We start from the raw sequence: 15,653 nt of genomic DNA, 5'->3' as shown, positions 1-15,653 counted from the left end.
GTGTGAGACCGGACTCTCGATGGGAGGGCTCGGCTCGATGGATCCAGGAGAATTTGGTTATGGCTCAGGGCAGTGTCAAGTGGTTCAACGGTGAAAAGGGCTTCGGATTCATCGAGCAGGAAGGTGGCGGACCGGATGTGTTCGTTCACTACTCGGAGATCCAGGGCAGCGGCTACAAGTCCCTCGACGAGGGCCAGAAGGTCGAGTTCGAGATCGGACAGGGCCAGAAGGGCCCCCAGGCTCAGAACGTTCGCGCCATCTGAGTTCGATCCCAGTCTGACTTCAGACTGAAAAGGCTGGACGCTGCACCGCACGGTGCCGGCATCCAGCCTTTTCTTGGTTTCAGGGCCGTCTTGGTTTACGGGTCGGGCTCGTTCCGAGTTGGCCCCGGTTACGTCGCTCGCGCCCGCTTCTTCTTGTGGGAGCTGTCGCAGAACGGCGCAATGCCGGTCCGCCCGCATCGACACAAAGCAACCGTAGAGCGCTTGTTCTCTATCGGAGTGCCGTCGTCACGGAGCAACTCGAAGTCACCACGCACCAGCAGCGGGCCGTCCGAGCAGGCGGTTATGGTGGTGTTGTTACCGGCAACACTCGGTGTTTCGGCAGATGACGATTCGGGAAACGCGGTCATATGTCCTCTTCACTTCTCGATTCGGCCACTGGCGTGCCCACTTCCATGCCTGTTCCACAGGCTCGCGGCCCACTGAGCGCCACTCTCGTTTCCATTCTGCGCTCCTCGGCCGATCCGAGGGAGCTTACGGCTGCCGCTGACGCGTACGAGGTTGCACGGTCCATCGACCCCACCTACGACATTCTTCGAGACGACGACGCTCAGTTGACTCTGACGCTCCTCTACGAGCTTCATTTGCAGGGAATCGAGAACGTCTCGGACGCGTGGGAGTGGAATCTGGACCTGCTCGCGGCGAGGTCGCGTCTCGAGACGCATTTCGAGGCCGCCATCGTGGAACTCGTGGGAAAGGTTCCGTCGTCCGGTGACGTCGTAGCCGATTTGTGGGCGATGACGGCTCCCAGTGCAGGCCCCGGTCTGGCGTCCTTTATGGCGAAGGACGCCACAATCGATCAGATCGCGGAGGTGCTGATTCACCGTTCGCTCAATCAGCTGCGTGAAGCGGATGTGCACACCCTTGGAATTTCGCGCCTCTCCGGTGCCGTCAAAGCAGCCCTCGTCGAAGTGCAGAGCGACGAGTACGGAGGGGGCAGCGCAGAGCGAATGCATTCGCGTCTTTTTGCCGACACCATGCGGGCTGTCGGCCTTTCGGACCGCTACGGCCACTACATCGATGCTGTTCCCGCGGTAACCTTGGCGTCGTTGAATGCTCTCTCGCTCTTCGGCTTTCATCGCCGACATCTCGGAGCGCTGGTCGGGCACCTGTGCGCCGTCGAGACCACGTCGGCGCTGCCGAGCAAACGGTACAGTGCCGGCTTGCGCCGACTCGGATTCGGTTCGGACGCGACACTGTTCTACGACGAGCACGTGGAAGCGGATTCCGTTCACGAACAGATCGCCGTTCGGGAACTTGCCGGCGGTCTTGCTTCTTCGCAGCCGCACCGCACTGATGACATCTTGTTCGGCGCTGCAACGTGCCTCGCGTTCGACGACCTTCTCGGCGATCACCTCACATCGAGTTGGGAGAAGGGCGAGACTTCGTTGCGCGAATGATCACGAGTTGTTCGATTTCCTGACCGGTGGTGATCAACCCTCGTGCCTCGAGCATGGTGCGCCTCTCGCGCATCACGGGCCCGAAGGGAATGTACTTCCGGGCCGAGATCTCCACGGCCATACCGTGTTCCTCGAGTATCGCCTCGGTCTTGTCGACCCCACACAGTACCGACTGCAGAAGAAGTAGTGTGCCGCCGGGGACGAGTACTTCGTGAACGGTGGCCGCGATCCTGTCGATGAGGGCGCGTCCGTCCTTGCCTGCGTCCCAAGCCCGTTCGATTCCAGCGGTAGGTAGATCGTCTGCCAGTGCAGGGACGTACGGCGGGTTGGAGATCACCAGGTCGAAGAGTTCGCCGTGTACCGCCTCGGTGAGGTCGCCGCGACGGGAATCGATCAAGGTTCCGTTGAGGATTCCGTTGAGACGAGCATTGGCGCACGCTCGGCGAGATATGTCGACCGCGACGACGTGGCCTGCACCAGCCGCCGATGCCGCGACGGCGAGGGCGCCGGTCCCCGTGCACAGATCCAGGACCCGGCTGCGAGCGGTGAGGTGCTCGAACAGCAGCGCATCCGCCAGTAACGACGTGTCGTGTTGCGGTCGATACACACCAGGTAGACGCAGGATCATCATCGGCTCCTCTTTTTCAGGCGACATCGCACATCGCTGCGTGCGGCTACCCAGGAACCTCGGATTTCATGCGAACATCGCAGCATCGACTGCCCGGAACGGTTACATCGTCGCAGTTTGCGGAGTAGACCTGAGTCATGACAGGCAATGCGGACGCTCCTCAGGTAGCCGCGGCGTTTGCTTCCGCAGCAGATTCGCTCGACACACTCGCCGAAGCGATTGCCGGACTCCGGTCCAATCTGAACACGGACGAGCATCTCGACTCCATGCTCCAACGTCTGGCCGAGACCGCGGTCAAAGCACTGCCTGACGCCGATGCTGTCAGCGTGACTGTGTTGTCCACCGATGGCCCACGAACTGCTGCGTCCACCGCGGACTACCTTTCCGAGATAGATGACGCCCAGCACTCCGCTGATCGTGGTCCGTGCGTTGACGCCGCGCGCACGGTGTCCTCGGTTCGGGCAAAGGTGGGTGATCACGTCGACGAATGGCCGGAATTCACCGACGAAGCCCGCAAACAAGGCGTCCGGTCCTACTTGTCCGTGCCGATCACCATGGGCGAAGGGAACACCGAACTGCTCGGCGCTTTCAACGTCTACGGATTCGCCTCGACAGAGTTCAAGGCCTTCGACGAAGAGTTGATGAAATTGTTCACCGCCGGTGCGGGCGCGGCGATCGCAGATTCACGACGCTGGCGTCAAGCACACGAGCACATCGAACAGTTGCACTGCGCCATGGAATCTCGGGCCGAGATCGAACAAGCCAAAGGTGTCCTGATCGCCGTCCACGGCATCGACGCCGAGGAAGCATTCAGCCGTCTTGTGCAGCAATCGCAGAACACCAACGTGAAACTGCACGAGGTTGCCCGGATGCTCATCGATTCGGTGCGCCACCGCCGGCTCTGAAGATTCTTCGGTGCAAAACCCCGTTTTGCACCTTAAAGCACAGTCGCAAAACCTCGTCTTGTACCCCGAAGTCACAGTTCCCAAACGCATCCAGAGATGTTTCACCGAAACAGTTTTCGACCTGCGTGACTGCTGGCGGTCGAGCGGCAGCCCTCGTCCGAAATGTGGTTATCTGTTGAGAACCGGGACGAAAGAAGACCCGACCGTACCAGGGTGAGGAAAGGATCGTCACTGTGCCAATCGACCAGGTTCTTGTCGTAGTTCCCGCCCACAACGAAGCCGAAGACCTCCCCAATTGCCTTCGCGCACTCGCAACAGCGGCGTCGGCTTGCGTTGTTCCCGTCCGACTGGTTGCCGTCCTCGACAACTGTTCGGACGGAACCGCCGGTGTCATCCCCGACGGGGTCGAAGTACTCCGCGTCGAGCACCAGAACGTCGGACGTTCGCGAGCGACGGGCTTTTCCGAGTTCGGCCGAGGGTTGGGAGCTTCGGCGTGGTTCACCACCACCGATGCCGATTCGGTGGTCGGCCCCACCTGGATTGCGCGCCAATTGGAGTATGCGCGTACTGCGGACGTCGTCGCGGGAACCGTACGCATCGCGGATTGGGAAGGCCATCCACACTCCGTTCGCGAACGATACGAACGTATGTACCACGCACATCCATATGGTCGACACGGTCACGTCCACGGGGCCAACCTCGGTGTCCGCGCGGATATGTACTGGAGCGTCGGAGGATTCTCCGATCTCGAAGAAGACGAGGACGTCGATCTCGTCCGGCGGTTGAGCGAGGCTGGTGCCTGTATCGCGTGGGCAGAAGACATTGCGGTCACCACGTCTGCGCGTCTCGACGGCCGAACTCCGGGCGGCTTTGCCGGACATATCCGTAACCTGGGTTGTACGACCGCCGATAACGAAGAAGCGGAGCTGGCACGATGAAACGACTACACACACTCCTGGACGCAGGTGGACTGTACTTGCCGCTTCCCGGCGGCGGCGCGACAGCCGCGCGGTGGACCTCCCTGGCAGAGCTCACGCGCGAGAATGTGGTTCTCGGGCGGATGGCTGAGGCTCACACCGATGCCGTCGCGATACTCACCGAACTCGACGGGCCGGATCCCGAACCCGGGCAGCTGTGGGGAGTGTGGGCGGCCGAGCCACCCGAACCTGTGGTGAATGCGTCTGAGCACGTAGGGATCTGGACGCTCACCGGCCGCAAATTGTGGTGTTCCGGTGCCAACACCTGCACGCATGCACTGATCACCGCCTTGGTCGACGGAGTACCCTCACTCTTCGCAGTTGAGCTCGGACTACCTGGGGTGCATCCCGTTCCCGATTCGTGGAAGGCCGTCGGTATGGCCGAAAGCGACTCCAGCGCGGTCGACTTCGACATGGTTCCGGCGATACCGGTCGGGACGGCAGGCGACTACCTGAGCAGGCCGGGGTTCTGGCACGGCGCGATAGGCGTGGCTGCATGTTGGTACGGCGGTGCCTGCGGCGTTGCAGATCCGTTGTACGACAAGGCTGCAAGCAGCGACGATCCCTACCTACTCGCCCACCTCGGCGCGGTCGATGCGGCGCTGGCCGCAGCGCGCAACGCGCTCGCGGTCGCGGCGGCGGAGATCGACGCCGATCCTTTCGATGAAAATGCCGAGGCCATGCAGCGGGCACTCCGTGTGCGGGCAATTGTCGAGCGCGCCGCCACCGAGACCCTGGATCGGGTGGGACGCGCTCTCGGCGCCGCACCGCTCTGCATGGACGCCGAGCATGCCGCGCGGGTAGCCGACCTCACCGTCTACTTGCGGCAGAGCCACGCCGAGAAGGATCTCGCCGAACTGGGCCGGATTGCGGCCAAGGGGAAACGGCCGTGGTGAACTCGAAACTGTTCGCGCAGAAGCCTGTCGACGATGGCGGCACTCCCGAATCGACATGGCAGGAGTGGGGACGCAGCTTTCCGGAACTGGATCTCACCGGGTGCTCGCGATTGATCGTCGTCGCTCCCCATCCCGACGACGAAATACTCGGACTGGGTGGAACTGCTCTTCTCGCAACGCTTTCCGGCATCGACGTTCACGTGGTGTCTGTCACCGACGGTGGAGCCTCACATCCCGATTCACCAACAGTGACTCAGCCTGAGATGGAACATCTCAGGCGGTCCGAGTCGGATCGAGCAGCGCGTGTACTCGGAATTCCCGCACCGGTTCGATTGAGCCTTCCAGACGGGAAGATCAGCGAGAACCGACAGGAGTTGACCGACCGTCTCAGCTCGATTCTCGGTGATTCCTCGACGGGTACCTGGTGCGCCTCGACGTGGCGCGGGGACGGCCACCCCGACCATGAAGCCACCGGGGAGGCAGCGGCGAAGGCCTGCGCGGACACTGGATCACGATTGATCGAGTACCCCATCTGGGCGTGGCATTGGGCTGAGCCGGATCATGCAGCAGTCCCGTGGGAAAGGGCCAGAAGAGTGGCCTTGCCCTCCGACGTTCAGGCTGCAAAATCCGCTGCTGCCAATGAGTTCACTTCACAGATCGCCCCGCTTTCCGACCATCCCGCGGATGCACCCATCCTCCCCCGACATGCGATGGAACGACTACTGCGACCGTACGAAACGGTGTTCGTATGACCGATCGTGAGCTTCCCGCGGACTACTTCGCCAAGATGTATGCGGCGCAATCCGATCCGTGGGACTTCGAATCCCGGTGGTACGAGCAGCGAAAGTACGCGCTCAGCGCCGCGATGCTCCCCAAACCTCGCTACCGTCGCGCATTCGAACCGGGATGCTCGATCGGGGTTCTCACCGAGAAGTTGGCAGAGCGCTGCGACAGCGTTCTCGCCACCGACATCGTCCCGGCCGCACTCGAGAGCGCCCGTGCGCGGCTTACCGGACGTGATGCCGAATTTCGTCTCTGGGCGTTGGGTGACGACTGGCCCGACGAGACCTTCGACCTCGTCGTCATCAGCGAAGTCGGCTATTACCTGACCTTCGAAAAGCTGATCGAGGCAATGCTGCACGTCGTCGAGCATCTCGAGCCTGGTGGAACGCTGCTGTGCGCGTTGAGGAGTGTGGGGACTCCTCAACCGSGCACAGGGGTCAGTCTCGCTTCTCCAACGCGAGGTCCGTATCCGAGTGCAGTTCACCGACTTCGGTCTTGAGGATCCGCATCGACCTGCCAAGGCCGCGGGCCGCGTCGGGCAGCTTCTTCGAACCGAACAGCACCACGACCACTACTGCGACGATTGCCCAGTGGGTCGGGCTGAGCGCGCCCATCAGGCGGGTTCCTTGCCATCGGGGTACACCGCGTCGACCTCTACCTCGACGAGCCAACCGGCAACGGGCAGTCCGGCAACCTCGAGGGCGAAGCGGGTGGGCCGAGCGCTGTTGCGCTCGATCGGAGCGATCGGCTCGGCAGTGCCCATCGGCACCAGCTCCGTATCACCGGTGTCGAGATTGGTATTGGCGAAGAACTGGCGGTACGCGCGATTCCATCCTGTGTAGTCGGCCTTGTCCGACCCCGGCGCGTTGTCCAGGAAGACGCGCATCGTCACGACGTCTTCGAGACTCAATCCCTGGGCTTCGAGGTTGTCGCGGATCTTCTTGAGTACGTTGATGCCCTGCGCCTCGGTGACGGTGACCCCGGCAGGCAGAACTCCGCCGGAGAACTGGCCGTCGATGTACGACTCCGGCGAACCTTCCGGCGCCGCCTTGTTTCCTGCCGACGGGCCGATGCCGCTGGTCTTGTAGATCGCGGTGTCGATGTGGTCTCGGCGTCCGCCTCATCGGACGAGCAGGCCGTGGCGAAGCCCAGTAGCGCGGTGGCGGCAAATGCCGCTGCAAGAACCTTGGTGCTGCGAGATTTCATGATGTGACCTCCAGAGAAAGTGATGGAAAACGAAGCACGTCAGGCAGATTGCGCAACACGCTGATGCAGATGGGTGACGACGTCCTGCGCGGACGTGAAGGCCCCGTGCTGCCAGGCGATGGCGTTGGAGAGGTGATCGCCGGCGAAGTAGATCCGGTCGACGGGTTCGAGCAGCTTGGTGTACTCGGGAGTTGCCATGCCGCCGTGGGAATCTCCCGCGCCGGCCCATGATGCCCAGGCGGATTCCGAATACTTGGTGCGACGCCAGCTTCCGGAGAAGGACGACGAGATGTCGCGAGTGTATTTGTCGCCGTGGATTTCTGCGCCTTCGGCGATGGCCTTTGCCAGCCGCTGACGGTGGGTGAGCGATTCGAAAGCCTGTTGACGCTTACCCGAGCTGTAGTACGCGACCACGACGCCGCGGTCGGAGTTGTAGTGGTCGTAGGGGAACATGATCTGGGAGATGTCGCGGTCGGTGTTCGACGCGCCGCCGTAGATGCGGTCCTCCGTCTCCCACCACCGACGCGAGTATTCGATACCGAGCTTGCCCGACGACGACGGCTTGGCTGCATCCAACGCGAGCAGGATGTCGGAGGGCAGGTTGTTGTTCAGCCGCTTGATCAGGTGCGGTGGGATCGTGCAGATTGCGTAGTCGGCGGTGATCGACTTGGTTTTGCCGTCGACGACGTAGTCGACGGTGACGCCTTCCGGCACGTTCTTCATGCCGCTGACCTCGGCGCCGAACTCGATGTTGTCCATCCCGATCGCGTCCTGGAACTTGTAGTAGATCCGGTCCATGCCGCCGACGGGGGTCATCATCGTCATGGCCTGGTCGTAACCGAACTCGAAGGAGAATGCACGTCCGATGCCGCCCTGGATGACATCGCTCATCCCGAATGGTTCGATCTCGGTTCCGAAGTTGAGGCCGGCGCCCGGCTCGGCGGAGTGTCCTCGACGCGAGGATCCGACGTAGCGGCCGTCGCTGGAGAGATCACCGAAGTCGGTGAGGAAGGACGAGAGTGCTTCTTTGTCTTCCTTGCTCAAGACCTGGTCGAGAGCGCCCTGATTGGTGGCCTTCTGCAGCAGCTCGGACATGTATCCGTAGGTGTCGGCTTTGGCTGCTCGGTAGGTGATCGACTGATTCGCCAGCGGCTTGTTGCCGGTGTAGTTGACGAAGGTGTTCGCATTCTGGTTTCCGAACATCTGCAGTTCGACGCCCAGTTCGCGGCAGTAGTCGATGGTGTTGTGATTTTGCGGAATACGCGTCGCACCGAGGTTGTAGAAGTGCCCCTCGGAGAACGTACAGGTCTGTGTCTCACCGTTCAGGTCGGTTTCTTCGGTGCCGTTGCGGATCGACCACACCCGACCACCCGGCCGGTTGCGCGCTTCGAGGACAGTGACCTTGTATCCGGCCTTCTGCAGTTCGTAGGCGGAGCACAGACCGGACGGTCCACCGCCGAGGATCACGACGGAGTGATTTCCCTTGACCTTTCCGATCAGGTCACCCGCGGCAGGTGCCTGAAATCGCCTCGGCGTCGACGCCACCGCCGGTGCCAGGCCGATGGACGACATAGCACCGAGTGCCAGGCCGGCACCGCCGGTGATTCCCAGACTGCGCATGAAAGATCTACGTGTGTATGGCATTCGAGCTCCCCAGTGTGCTCCCGGTGACCCGGGTGGTTGGTGTTGAACACAGACTTCAGGAGCGTTGGGTCCGGAACTTGACGCGCAGGAAACAGTCAGTGGGGACCGAGTGAGAAACCTGCGAGCATCAGCATCGGGCTCTCTCACCCGAGTGCGATCAGCGGAAGCATGTCCGCAATATCCGCGTTACAGAACCGGACTAGCGTGACGCGACATGTCCGCTCTCACCGAAGCTATCGCGCGGTCCTTCACCACGCGCGAGAAGCAGCCCCCGGCGCGATCACCGCTGCGCGCGTTGGGCCGTCGGCAACTCTCGGGCGCCGAAGTGCTGGCCCAGTCGGTGGCAACCACCGCCCCTGCTGTGTCGATGGTCGTTCTGCCCGTCACCATGCTGACACACGGCCGATTGTTGAGCGGGATGATCACCATCATCGCGGCCACCGTGCTGGTGACGCTCATCGCTTTCTGCGTTTCGCAGTTCACGCGCCGAATGGCAGCATCGGGCGGGCTGCACAGCTTCGTCTTTCGTGGCCTGGGCACCCGGGCAGCATTGACCACCGGCATCGCCATGCTGGTCAAGTACGTCGGCAGCGCGGTGATGACGCTCTATCACGGAGGACAGGCCGCAATCGCATTGCTCGGCTTCGCGGGTGTGCACGTGGACAAGACTTTTCACGTCATCGCGCTCTACCTTGGGATAGCCCTGCTGATTCTCGGTGCCCTCGTTCGAAGTGTCAGATTTGCTGCTCTCGCGATCCTCGTCGTCGAAAGCTGTTCACTTCTGTTCATCGTCGGGCTCATGATTGTGGGCGGTTCCGGAAGTCAACAAGCACAGATCGTTCCGCCTACCTCCGGCCACGGGCTGTTACTCACCGCCCTGGCTGCCGTGTTCGCTCTCGCCGGATTCGAGAGCGCGGCCTTCTTCGGCCCCGAAGCTCGTCGTCCGCTGGTAACCGTCACCCGCACAGTCCTTCTCACCCCGATCATCTGTGGATCGCTCTTCATCTTTGCGGGCTGGGCCGCTTGGTCGGGACGTAGCGACACCCTCGTCAACGCCTATCTCCACGGAACAGCGACGGGTGTGAGTCCAGGTGTCGTCATCGCGCTCAACGTCGGTCTGGGGTGCTCGTGGCTGGCGTCGTCGATGGCGTCGTCCAATGCTGCGTCGCGACTGGTCTACTCGTTCGGCGTCGAACGCCTACTCCCCCGCCGGTTCGCCTCGGTTCACAGCGCATTTCGCACGCCCTACTTCGCGCTGACCGTCGTCGTCTGCACAGTTCTGGTGGGCGGCGGAGCCTTTGCCATCCTTGGACGTGGAGAGATTTTCGACGACGTTCGACTGACGGTTCGCGGTGCCGTCATCGTTGCCTATGCACTGGTGGCGATCGCATCGGTTGTCTTCCTGACGCGTATCGGAGAGCACACTCCCGGCGTTCTCGCAGCCGCGTCATGTGGAAGTGGTGCCGGTGCGATAGTTCTCGGTTACCTCGTTTACGCCAACACGATCGACCATGCGTACGTTGCACCGATCGCTGTGCTCGTGATCCTGACCTCGGGCACGCTCTGGCAGTTCTACCTGCGACGCCGAAGCCCCAAGAGCCTGCTGCACGTCGGCGCGTTCGACAGTCCCGAAACCGAGGACGTACTACCAGGAGCTGGGGTGTTCGCCACCGACGCAGCCGGAAACATCGTGCTGGTGGGCGAGCCGACTGCCGGCGCCCGCTGATGGTGGGCCGACCACGCGACCTCGGTGGGCACGAACCCCGAGCGGTTCAGCGCGCCCTTGCCCTCCTCGAGTCGGCGGCCAGGCTCGGATCGGGAGCCACCGCCAAAGACATTGCAGCCCTGGCCGACATCCCACCTGCCACTGCGTATCGGTTGCTCAACATCCTTGTCGCCGACGGTTACCTGGTTCGGATCGCCGACCTCTCCGGCTTCGCGCTGGGCCGACGCACCCGTGAATTGGCCGGGGCTGCCGCCGAACCCACCCCCGTCGACAATTCGGTGCTCCTCGAAGAACTTCGCGAACAGCTACGGTTCGGCGTCTACCTCGCGTCGTTTGCAGAGAACAGAATTCGACTGGTCGATCGCGATCCAGACCACGAGCTCAGCGGCGAACGGACGCTGGTCACAGCCGTTCACGCGTCGGCTATCGGGAAGCTGCTCCTCGCCAGCCGACCCGAATTGGCCGAGGCCCCATTGCGAAAGGTCACCGCACACACCATCACCGACGGCGACCAGTTGGAACTCGAACTCTCTCGGATCCGGCGCGGCGAGCCCGCCCGTGAGGTCGACGAGATTCGTGTCGGACGCTCCGCCGTCGCCGTCCCGATCCACGACGCGGAAAGGTGTGTCGTCGGTGCCTTGGCTGCGATAGGTCCGACCGGCAGACTTTCCGTCGACGACGTAGACCTGGTCGTGCTGTTGCGGGAGTACGCGGAACGCATCGTTGCACCGACGATGTCGAAGGCAAGCTGAAAATCAGAGGCCGAACACACGTTTGGCAAAGCCGAGATGCTCGTCAGCCCAGCCGATGACGCCGAGCGTGGAATCGAGATTCTGCGGCGGAGTGCGCACCAAGGTGTCGCGTCGGACGAGTCGGTCGAAATCGACCTGAGCGCGGTCGAACTGGACCCCGGCCGTGACCATGATGTTCGCCAGTTCTTGCGCCATCACCCCGTACGCGACTGTCGTGGGATGAACGCCGTCGAGCGAGAAGAGGCCGCCCGACGCGCGGCCGCCGCGACCGTCGGCGGAGAGGAACAGCGAGTCCGGCACGGGTTGCAAGTCGGTCAGTGCTTTGGGGAGGGGGTACGGCGTCCACCATGACGGCCGCGCATTGACGTCGGTGACGTAGCGCCGTGAGGCCACGCGCTCGAGCAACCCGGCAATATCGCAGAGGTACCAGTCCTTCCCCACCCGACGGGCATTCGCGACGGCTTGCTCGATTCCGTCGTTGTACATGTCGATTGCGGTATCGACGGCCCACGCCTGCGCGCCGGTGATGTGTTGATCGCGCTGTGGGTCGAAGTCTGTGTCGCGCACCCACGGTCGCGCGTAGTACGGGAAATAGCGGGATCCGATTTCGATCTTGCCGCCGAGCCCGTGGGCGATCGGTGCGATGGTCACGTGTGGGACGGTGCAGAGGATGACGTGCTGGGCGTTGATCTTGCGGATCGCGGCCAGCACCTCGGCGTACTCCGACGCGAAGTGCTCGGGCTGCCACACCGTGTATTCGCGCTTGCCGTCCGGGTCACGGAAGTTGTTGCCGCTCCACTCGACTCGGAGTTCGGTGACGGTGCGGAGCGCATTGTTGGCCCCGAGAAAGACGATCAGAGTTTCGATGCCTTCCTTGCCCAGTTCCGCTGCCGCGTCGAACGCCGTCATGCGCTTCTCTGCCTCGGAGCCTCGCGGCAGAACTCTCAGTGCGGCGCGTTCGCCGTTGTTCTCGACGATCTGGCTGATCAGGTCGTCGTGCGGTTCGTGCAGGGCTGCCTCACACCCATGTGTGGTCTTGGTCAGAGCGTCACGAAGATCCCACCCGTAGACCGAAAGGTTGTGATTGATCGCCGAGAACGTCGGCGCTTCGCTGCCCGGCCCACGCTCCCAGTAGTCCTCCACCTGGTCCATGAACCCGCGTGCAGCAAAGAGTGCGAGCGGAACCTCCCAGAGGTCGAGCCGTGGGCCGAAGCGCTCTTCGAGGGTGCGGAGCAGCAGTTCGATGTTGAGTGGGAGCCCGCCCGGACCGCCGTATCGGGGAAAGCGGAACCGATCGAGCCAGCCCAACTGGTGAGCAATGATCGAGGGATACGACAGCTCGGTATTGAAGACCGCCCCGCTCTGAAATCCCTGCGACAGCGAGTCGCCGATGACCACCAACCGGTGTGGAGCATCTCCCGCAGGCGGAACTACCGGAATCCCGACTGTGGGATCGAACTGCGGAATCCTGGGTCCTCCGGCGGCTGCGGCCACGACGTCGTCGGGAGTATCGGATGGAAGTTCCACGCCCACTCACCTCCGGAAAAGTTCAGCTGGTCAGCTGATCAGTGGTGGCTTACGCCGATCGGCATTGTCCTGATCCGATTGCTTCTCTATCGACCTGACAACCTCGTCGGCCCACTGTTGATTTCGGCCGTCGAATTCTGCGCGGTCCCGGCGCGCGATACCGCGTCCGACCAGGATGGCAATCGGAATGGAACACACGACCCATACGAGTAGTACGCCTCCGACAATCCACCACATACTCAGTAATTGTGCCCGATTCGCCGACCGTTGTGCTCCAGGTCGAAACTTCTGTCCGAATCGTGGCGTTCAATTGAGGTGAGCTCGCAGGTCAGTAGCGATCGGCGTCGACGGTTTCGCGGACCTTACGGACCTGATTCCAACCACGAGCGGCGATGCCGAAGGCAACAAGCGACATCAGATCCGAGACCGTCAGACCGTGTTCTCGATTCAACGACCACAAGACCTGACCTTCCAGCGGGCCGTTGAAGAACAGCCACGCCACTCCTGTGCAGACGGTCGCAACAACACTGGCCTTCGATGGCTTCATCAAGCACACGGTGCTGGTCACGAACAACAAGTTCATGAAAACCAGACCGTAGAAAATTCCGATCATGCCACTCCCCCCGAAGTTGGTTCGTTCAGCTGCGGTTGAAGTTCAGGTACGCCTTCGACGGAGTCGGGCCGCGCTGACCCTGGTACTTGGATCCGGCCTCGGAGCTTCCGTAGGGGAACTCTGCAGCGCTCGACAGCTTGAGCAGGCAGAGCTGCCCGATCTTCATTCCCGGCCACAGCGTGATCGGCAGGTTTGCGACGTTGGACAGCTCCAGTGTGATGTGGCCACTGAAACCCGGGTCGATGAAGCCGGCAGTGGAGTGCGTCAAAAGGCCCAGGCGCCCGAGGCTCGACTTACCTTCGAGGCGGCCGGCCAGGTCGTTCGGCAGTGAGCACACTTCGAGAGTCGAACCGAGAACGAACTCGCCGGGATGAAGCACAAACGGCTCGCCCTCTGCTGGTTCGACCAGGCTGGTCAGCTCGTCCTGGCGCAGTGCCGGGTCGATGTGCGTGTACCGCGTGTTGTTGAACACCCGAAACAGACCATCCAGGCGCACGTCGACGCTCGACGGTTGCACCATGGAATCGTCGAAAGGGTCGATACCCAGACGTCCAACGGAGATTTCGGCACGGATGTCACGATCGGAGAGCAGCACAGGTAGAGGTTACCGGTTCTGCGGGCAGTGCCGACCCATCGATGGGTGCGATCACACCGTGGTTACCGAACACGATGCGCGGGTTCTGGACTCCCACGGCAGAGCCCAGCCCCACCTGTCTCAAGTTCTCCATGCCGAAAGGCTTTCCCGCGCAGAACTTGTGGGCAAATCATTTACCGATGGCGCCGACTTCCACACGCCTGTGTTGATCAATGACGGCCGGGGACACCGCTGCTTGAAAGCTCGTCTGATAATGTTCGGACAGCACGTTGATCGGCGGTGAAAACACGTCCGGTCGGCTGCGACGCCGATGTAGTTCAATGGTAGAACATCAGCTTCCCAAGCTGAATACGCGGGTTCGATTCCCGTCATCGGCTCCACAGATTCTCCGCAGTTCAGAGTCCTTTTTGGGGCAGACGAACTTCGCTTGTTTGGGTCCCAAATCCTGTGACAGGTACACGGCAGGTACACAACCTCCTCCATTCAGTGATCAGTTAACGTGTATCCAACGCAAATGGGGGTGCTAGAGGACCGGATCTCGGAATTCTGCAGTTCATCGATGCCGTCCGACTGGTCGTGCCCCGGCCTAAATCGGTGTCCATTGCGCGCACTGTCAGGAGAGTGCTGTCGACCTCGAAGCCGATGGTCGCCGGTACCTCGGTTCGTTTGCCGTCCATCAGTGATTCGAGCGCGACTACCAACCGATGGGGTTGGAAACTGTCTCTGCTCGGGCGCCGCGCGCTTATCAGTTTTTAAAACCGATCTGCCGTAGCGCACCCGGACACCGGGGACCACAACTCACGCAAGAATGCAGGTCTTCTCACAATCACAACTGTGAAAATACCCAAGTCCGTCAAAAATCACCTTCGAAAAGCATCAAGTAGGTATTCTTCCTCAGTATCGGACAGCCCTAACCGTAAGTCCCAATGCACGACCATCGGTCTGCACATTAAAAACCCTCACCGACCTACATCTTGTGCCTGCTCGGATCATCCGTGGTTCGACTCATACACTCCGGATCCGGAAGAGCCGGATAAATCTCGAAGAAATACCCCAGTTTGGAGGACTGTCACCTTAGCGTCGCGCTACCTTCCCGAAGATCTTAAAAAACCGGCAGGTTGGCCCCAATTCGATAGAGGGCCGTAGGTGTCCAGAGTCGAAACCTTATTCCTCGCAAGCATTGCGGCGCCTTCCCTGGTTATGACGTTCGGAGCTACGGCTTCTCACGCAACTCCCAAACCGGGCAACTTTGGCGGAGGCGATTCTGGTGGACCTTGGTTGGTGGACTACAACTCCTCGAATGGCCTCGGATATATCAGGACAGTCACCTCATTCGGTCCAGGCTCGCCCGCTTACATTGCAGTCCCAATTTCGATAGCAGGGCCTCTGCCCTGTATGCAATAGCGAATGCTGCCGGGCTCTAGACGGAGAGAGGAGGTGAATTTGAAATGAATAACGTCCTCTTTGCTATCGTCAACGTGATCGTGGCGATGGCGAACGGTTCCACGATCCCCTTCTCATTAGAAGGCGCAGGGCCACTAACCGCACCCGACTTGTAGAGAAGATCGGCCGACCGCATGTGAATGACAGTTTCAGCTCTGCCTGAAACCTGCATATCAGCAGATGCGTGGATCGTGCGGTGGTCACAAACACAATCTCCCCTACCTGTCCAGGAAGGGGAGATTGTGTTTGACAGGTCCCATGCCACGGTGAGGCAGCT

At 61.6% G+C, this 15,653-nt stretch carries 17 protein-coding genes, 1 tRNA gene and 1 pseudogene; 10 read left to right on the top strand and 9 right to left on the bottom strand.

What is annotated here, in order from left to right; all coding sequences use genetic code 11:
* Positions 1–59: 59 nt before the first annotated feature.
* Positions 60–263, top strand: a complete 204-nt coding sequence (locus AC1DWA_RS05605) for a cold-shock protein (RefSeq protein WP_003943666.1) — start codon at positions 60–62, stop codon at positions 261–263.
* Positions 264–391: 128 nt separating this feature from the next.
* Here AC1DWA_RS05605 and AC1DWA_RS05600 read toward each other — a convergent pair whose 3' ends face one another.
* A complete protein-coding gene (locus AC1DWA_RS05600; RefSeq protein ID WP_019747472.1) occupies positions 392–631 on the bottom strand; it encodes a CDGSH iron-sulfur domain-containing protein in 240 nt (79 codons plus the stop codon).
* Here AC1DWA_RS05600 and AC1DWA_RS05595 point away from each other — a divergent pair, their 5' ends adjacent.
* Positions 632–1,681 carry an iron-containing redox enzyme family protein gene (locus tag AC1DWA_RS05595; RefSeq protein ID WP_308372095.1) on the top strand — a complete coding sequence of 350 codons (1,050 nt, stop codon included), beginning with the start codon at positions 632–634 and terminating at the stop codon, positions 1,679–1,681.
* Here the strand turns inward: AC1DWA_RS05595 and AC1DWA_RS05590 are convergent.
* On the bottom strand, positions 1,638–2,336 hold the full coding sequence (locus tag AC1DWA_RS05590; RefSeq protein ID WP_019747474.1) for a HemK2/MTQ2 family protein methyltransferase: 699 nt from the start codon (positions 2,334–2,336) through the stop codon (positions 1,638–1,640). The two genes, AC1DWA_RS05595 and AC1DWA_RS05590, sit on opposite strands and share 44 nt — an antisense overlap.
* 110 nt (positions 2,337–2,446) lie before the next feature.
* Between AC1DWA_RS05590 and AC1DWA_RS05585 the strand changes: the two genes are divergently transcribed.
* From AC1DWA_RS05585 to AC1DWA_RS05565, 5 genes are all read left to right on the top strand, one after another.
* A complete protein-coding gene (locus AC1DWA_RS05585) occupies positions 2,447–3,214 on the top strand; it encodes a GAF and ANTAR domain-containing protein (RefSeq protein ID WP_020906539.1) in 768 nt (255 codons plus the stop codon).
* Positions 3,215–3,447: 233 nt separating this feature from the next.
* Positions 3,448–4,152, top strand: a complete 705-nt coding sequence (locus AC1DWA_RS05580; RefSeq protein WP_020968717.1) for a glycosyltransferase family 2 protein — start codon at positions 3,448–3,450, stop codon at positions 4,150–4,152.
* The gene (locus AC1DWA_RS05575; RefSeq protein ID WP_019747477.1) at positions 4,149–5,087 is read left to right on the top strand and encodes an acyl-CoA dehydrogenase family protein; all 939 of its coding nucleotides are present in this window, start codon (positions 4,149–4,151) and stop codon (positions 5,085–5,087) included. Before AC1DWA_RS05580 ends, AC1DWA_RS05575 begins: the two co-directional genes overlap by 4 nt.
* Entirely contained in the window at positions 5,081–5,839 is a 759-nt protein-coding gene (locus AC1DWA_RS05570) for a PIG-L deacetylase family protein (RefSeq protein WP_019747478.1), read from the top strand. Before AC1DWA_RS05575 ends, AC1DWA_RS05570 begins: the two co-directional genes overlap by 7 nt.
* Positions 5,836–6,369, top strand: coding sequence for a class I SAM-dependent methyltransferase (locus AC1DWA_RS05565; RefSeq protein WP_477916511.1), 534 nt, complete (start codon positions 5,836–5,838; stop codon positions 6,367–6,369). The genes AC1DWA_RS05570 and AC1DWA_RS05565 overlap by 4 nt, the downstream gene beginning before the upstream one ends.
* Here the strand turns inward: AC1DWA_RS05565 and tatA are convergent.
* The 3 genes and pseudogenes from tatA to AC1DWA_RS05550 form a co-directional block, all read right to left on the bottom strand.
* The gene (tatA, locus tag AC1DWA_RS05560; RefSeq protein WP_477845728.1) at positions 6,308–6,484 is read right to left on the bottom strand and encodes a Sec-independent protein translocase subunit TatA; all 177 of its coding nucleotides are present in this window, start codon (positions 6,482–6,484) and stop codon (positions 6,308–6,310) included. The two genes, AC1DWA_RS05565 and tatA, sit on opposite strands and share 62 nt — an antisense overlap.
* Positions 6,484–7,076 (bottom strand): annotated as a pseudogene (locus tag AC1DWA_RS05555) (Rid family hydrolase). Before AC1DWA_RS05555 ends, tatA begins: the two are co-directional and overlap by 1 nt.
* A gap of 39 nt (positions 7,077–7,115) precedes the next feature.
* A complete protein-coding gene (locus tag AC1DWA_RS05550; protein WP_031331744.1) occupies positions 7,116–8,696 on the bottom strand; it encodes a flavin monoamine oxidase family protein in 1,581 nt (526 codons plus the stop codon).
* 238 nt (positions 8,697–8,934) lie between these two features.
* Between AC1DWA_RS05550 and AC1DWA_RS05545 the strand changes: the two genes are divergently transcribed.
* Both AC1DWA_RS05545 and AC1DWA_RS05540 read left to right on the top strand, forming a co-directional pair.
* Positions 8,935–10,446: an APC family permease gene (locus AC1DWA_RS05545; protein WP_020968712.1), complete on the top strand. Its 1,512-nt coding sequence runs from the start codon at positions 8,935–8,937 to the stop codon at positions 10,444–10,446.
* Positions 10,446–11,198 carry an IclR family transcriptional regulator gene (locus AC1DWA_RS05540; protein ID WP_021333867.1) on the top strand — a complete coding sequence of 251 codons (753 nt, stop codon included), beginning with the start codon at positions 10,446–10,448 and terminating at the stop codon, positions 11,196–11,198. Before AC1DWA_RS05545 ends, AC1DWA_RS05540 begins: the two co-directional genes overlap by 1 nt.
* 3 nt (positions 11,199–11,201) lie before the next feature.
* Here AC1DWA_RS05540 and AC1DWA_RS05535 read toward each other — a convergent pair whose 3' ends face one another.
* From AC1DWA_RS05535 to dcd, 4 genes are all read right to left on the bottom strand, one after another.
* The gene (locus AC1DWA_RS05535) at positions 11,202–12,725 is read right to left on the bottom strand and encodes a hypothetical protein (RefSeq protein ID WP_477845726.1); all 1,524 of its coding nucleotides are present in this window, start codon (positions 12,723–12,725) and stop codon (positions 11,202–11,204) included.
* A 30-nt stretch (positions 12,726–12,755) separates the two neighbouring features.
* Positions 12,756–12,962, bottom strand: coding sequence for a hypothetical protein (locus tag AC1DWA_RS05530; RefSeq protein ID WP_019747486.1), 207 nt, complete (start codon positions 12,960–12,962; stop codon positions 12,756–12,758).
* Positions 12,963–13,053: 91 nt separating this feature from the next.
* A complete protein-coding gene (locus AC1DWA_RS05525) occupies positions 13,054–13,338 on the bottom strand; it encodes a hypothetical protein (RefSeq protein ID WP_477845725.1) in 285 nt (94 codons plus the stop codon).
* A 25-nt stretch (positions 13,339–13,363) separates the two neighbouring features.
* Positions 13,364–13,933 (bottom strand): dCTP deaminase, encoded by a 570-nt coding sequence (dcd, locus tag AC1DWA_RS05520; protein ID WP_019747488.1) that lies wholly within the window; start codon positions 13,931–13,933, stop codon positions 13,364–13,366.
* Between the two features lie 306 nt (positions 13,934–14,239).
* Here dcd and AC1DWA_RS05515 point away from each other — a divergent pair.
* Positions 14,240–14,313, top strand: a tRNA-Gly gene (locus AC1DWA_RS05515).
* Positions 14,314–15,653: the final 1,340 nt, after the last annotated feature.

Source organism: Rhodococcus sp. P4_F3_2, assembly GCF_056401335.1.
The sequence above is the reverse complement of the archived record's forward strand: the minus strand, read 5'-3'. Positions and strand labels throughout refer to the sequence as shown.

What these genes read in the sequence shown, in the direction of transcription:
- AC1DWA_RS05595 (WP_308372095.1), top strand. Translation starts at nt 632, where the DNA reads ATGTCCTCTTCACTTCTCGATTCGGCCACTGGCGTGCCCACTTCCATG.
- AC1DWA_RS05525 (WP_477845725.1), bottom strand. Translation starts at nt 13,338, where the DNA reads ATGATCGGAATTTTCTACGGTCTGGTTTTCATGAACTTGTTGTTCGTG.
- AC1DWA_RS05530 (WP_019747486.1), bottom strand. Translation starts at nt 12,962, where the DNA reads ATGTGGTGGATTGTCGGAGGCGTACTACTCGTATGGGTCGTGTGTTCC.
- AC1DWA_RS05575 (WP_019747477.1), top strand. Translation starts at nt 4,149, where the DNA reads ATGAAACGACTACACACACTCCTGGACGCAGGTGGACTGTACTTGCCG.
- AC1DWA_RS05585 (WP_020906539.1), top strand. Translation starts at nt 2,447, where the DNA reads ATGACAGGCAATGCGGACGCTCCTCAGGTAGCCGCGGCGTTTGCTTCC.
- tatA (WP_477845728.1), bottom strand. Translation starts at nt 6,484, where the DNA reads ATGGGCGCGCTCAGCCCGACCCACTGGGCAATCGTCGCAGTAGTGGTC.
- AC1DWA_RS05545 (WP_020968712.1), top strand. Translation starts at nt 8,935, where the DNA reads ATGTCCGCTCTCACCGAAGCTATCGCGCGGTCCTTCACCACGCGCGAG.
- AC1DWA_RS05550 (WP_031331744.1), bottom strand. Translation starts at nt 8,696, where the DNA reads ATGCGCAGTCTGGGAATCACCGGCGGTGCCGGCCTGGCACTCGGTGCT.
- AC1DWA_RS05600 (WP_019747472.1), bottom strand. Translation starts at nt 631, where the DNA reads ATGACCGCGTTTCCCGAATCGTCATCTGCCGAAACACCGAGTGTTGCC.
- AC1DWA_RS05605 (WP_003943666.1), top strand. Translation starts at nt 60, where the DNA reads ATGGCTCAGGGCAGTGTCAAGTGGTTCAACGGTGAAAAGGGCTTCGGA.
- AC1DWA_RS05590 (WP_019747474.1), bottom strand. Translation starts at nt 2,336, where the DNA reads ATGTCGCCTGAAAAAGAGGAGCCGATGATGATCCTGCGTCTACCTGGT.
- AC1DWA_RS05540 (WP_021333867.1), top strand. Translation starts at nt 10,446, where the DNA reads ATGGTGGGCCGACCACGCGACCTCGGTGGGCACGAACCCCGAGCGGTT.